The organism is Escherichia sp. KTE31 (genome assembly GCF_000407925.1).
In the GTDB taxonomy this organism is placed as follows: domain Bacteria; phylum Pseudomonadota; class Gammaproteobacteria; order Enterobacterales; family Enterobacteriaceae; genus Escherichia; species Escherichia ruysiae.
In genome coordinates this window covers 1-3,195 of record NZ_KE136729.1, presented here as the reverse complement: position 1 = coordinate 3,195, position 3,195 = coordinate 1, and the positions used below count along the sequence as shown (strand labels likewise).

2 protein-coding genes and 1 pseudogene are annotated in these 3,195 nt (G+C 35.5%); 1 reads left to right on the top strand and 2 read right to left on the bottom strand.

Going from position 1 to position 3,195, the window contains the following annotated elements; all coding sequences use genetic code 11:
* Window positions 1-181, top strand: a pseudogene (locus tag WES_RS23405) (hypothetical protein); the annotation flags it as partial.
* 38 nt (window positions 182-219) lie between these two features.
* Here WES_RS23405 and WES_RS00020 read toward each other — a convergent pair.
* Both WES_RS00020 and WES_RS00025 read right to left on the bottom strand, forming a co-directional pair.
* Entirely contained in the window at window positions 220-981 is a 762-nt protein-coding gene (locus WES_RS00020; protein ID WP_015979594.1) for a hypothetical protein, read from the bottom strand.
* Window positions 982-1,155: 174 nt separating this feature from the next.
* Window positions 1,156-2,916 carry an ATP-dependent nuclease gene (locus WES_RS00025; protein WP_015979595.1) on the bottom strand — a complete coding sequence of 587 codons (1,761 nt, stop codon included), beginning with the start codon at window positions 2,914-2,916 and terminating at the stop codon, window positions 1,156-1,158.
* Window positions 2,917-3,195 lie beyond the last annotated feature (279 nt).

Genomic DNA, 3,195 nt, shown 5'->3' with positions numbered 1-3,195 from the left:
TACGGGGCGAAAGGTTGAAGCCCGGATAACAGATGTTACTGACCTGTCAGACTGGCTGGAAGATTATGTCTTGCTGCACAGAATACTAGGTGAGATACTGCCGCTGACTGTCAAGCTGGCAGTATCCTCCACATTTTTTATAAATCTAAGGCGAAGAACGGTGGCAATATATTTGCTTTAAATTGTAAATAAGCAAATTATTCTAAGCCACAAATGATATCAATTGAGTATCGATTTTCGTTCGAATATAACCATAACGCCAAGCGTCAAATGTAAGTCATCTATATGTGATTCGTATTCATATTGGTCAGCATCAGGAGATAGTAAATGCTCTGCTGCTGTAAAAACATCAATTGTAACAGATATATCGTCTGGAATTTCTTCATTTAATTCGGATATGTATTTTTTATATTTGTTTTTTAATTTCCTTATCATGTCTTCCTTATGGTGGATTGTAGTGCAGTAATTTTTTTTAGTTGAATCATTGTATGAATGGAATGAACAGTTTAATGCTAGGCCAAGACTTGAATTTCCTGTAGGGCCTGTGTGTTTAAAGTATTCAAGATTTCTTCTTATGTCAGAAAATAAAAGACTTTTACAGGGGGCATTTCCTTTAACTTCTATTGCACATATTGGAATGTCGAAAAATGGTCTGCTGTCCAATATGGCAATATCAATTCTGCCTGATCTTGTTGTGTTTGTGTTTTTTCTGACAGTTTTTTTTGAGAATATTTTTTGGGGGTCAGACCGTTTCGATAAAGGAACTGTTGCATTAATGAATTTATTTGTATGGTACTCAAATATAACTTTGTAATCACCATGGCGAAAAGATTTTATTTCTAACAACGATAGACCTATAGATACGGTAGCTACATATTCAGTGTTTATTTTTGCACCAGACCTGAAATCCATTAAATAAGTTGCGTCGGCTGACTTTTTCATTCCATCTTTTACAGCTTTCACAATATCCATGTTATTCATATCAACACCTTTTATATTCCAGAATTATAAATCTTAATGATTGATTTGTTTGTGTGTTTAGGTTACTAGATTGACGTACTTATAGCACATTCTGATTTTGAAATCACCATCCTTGGGTAAAGCACAGCCTATCACTATTGGTTTAGTACTGTGCTGTAATAGTATCAGATTAAGTTAAATCCATTTTATGAAATCTTCCATTTCATCATATTTTTTTATTACTGCTCTAACATCTTTGCTTTCATCACATAAACAATCTAAAAGACTATCCCATTCAGTTTGTTTTTTACCAAATCCATAAACAGCCTCTATATCACCGGATTTCCATATATAGATTCCGTTATCTTTCAATTTTTGATGTATTTCATGTATATGCTTTTGTGTTTTTTCATGGTTACATATTTTGATGAAGTCTTTGCTTGAAATGCTTTTGAATGACTCAAAAGTAGTAACTTTTGTATTTAAACTAAGCTCTCCTGAGTTGATTGATTCAATCAAAGCAGTCAATAGATTATCACATTCAGTACTAAGTAAGTCTTTATGCTCTGTTAATAGAATATTTGATAAGAAATCACAATCAGCTAGAATCCTTGTTTTTATGCCGATGGCATTGATGATTTGTGACATCTTAAATAAACTACCCTTACCGTCAACGGCAACAATGCAGATTTTACTCGGGTTGAGTTCATGTCCGTTAATTTTTTTATAAAGTGCATATAGAACGTTTGTCTCTGTTTTCCCTTCAACAAGCAAAACTTCTTCAGAAAATAAAAGGTATGATGAATTAGAAAGCGTGAATGCTGAGTGCAATTGCGGTGATGAAGATTTATATAATTCTTCGATTTTTTCAGATATAGTCTTCCTTGCTATGGTTCCATTAGAATCCTTACAAACCTGAATCGCATTTGCTGCATGCTTTGCAGAAAGCATACTGGCTGAGTGAGTTGATATTATAACCTGATACCCTGATTCACTTAATGTGACAAGTGATTCTCTGACAGAATTAATGGCTGAAGGGTGTAAATATAACTCAGGTTCATCAATGAAAATCAAAGTGTTTGATTTTTTTGATTCGCTGTTTTCTTTTTTTATTTCGGCCAGGTATTGAATTAATGCCATTTGAATGGAACGTTGTGTTCCGTGACCAAATCGGCTGATATCTCTCATTACCGGTTCATCTTCCCGAGACTCAAAAACTTTCAGAGTGCCGGATTTAAATATCTCATCTAATGTCGGTGTGGGAAAGTGTAACTTTACACTTACGTCAGGAAAAAATTGGTTTACTTTTTTATTTACACCTGAGTCTATTTTATTAAGGCTTTCTAATCTGTTCTCACCGTTGTGAGAAAGATATTTACCTATTTCTGATATGTTTTTTGAAAATTTTTCTTCGTGTTCTTGTTTTATTTCAGAAACAATTGCGGAAAGTATCTTTCCTATTGTGGTCGTGTTTTTGCATTTTGTTGAGTCTTCGACAGCGTCAGACATTGCAGGGATATGAATTGGTTCCGGAAATATATTGGAGATTGCACCATCTATGCCGCCAGGGTTTTTCTTCCACGTGGTACCGTCATATACATCCAGACTTTTTTTGGCTTTTCCTGTTTCCTTATTAAATTCCTGTCTTCTTGCAAAGGTAAGAGTCCCGTCAATTATAAACGGAGCTATTTTTTGTTGATTCTCTTCTGTTAACAAAGACAGAGTATCATCTGTTATACCTTGAATAACGCCTTCAACGGATACGGGGTGTGTAGGATCGTACACATCTGATTCTGAAATCAAAGAGCCATCTAACAGCCACTTAATTGCTAAGATAATATTTGATTTTCCTGCGTTATTATAACCAACTAAAGCAGTGAAGGGGCGCAAAATAGCCGATGTTGACTTACAAGAACGAAAGTTGCTAATTGAAACTGAAGCAAGACGTACAGTCATTATTTTTCCTTAAATGTGCTATTTGTATGCAATGAGTTCATACGAAACGCTTTTTTACATTTTATAGTCGTTGCATTCAAGGGTGCATGAGATTGCATTAAGGGAAACTGTGATATGGCTTGGCTTTTGACTGGAAATACTGATGGCTCATTAGTTTTATTAAGGTGCATTAAAACCGCCCCGTGAAGCGGGCGGGCGAGGCGGGGAAAGCACTGCGCGCTGGCGGTGGTGCTGATTTTATTTTTTCAGCGTCTGAGCGCGTCGTGATGGCGTTTAGAT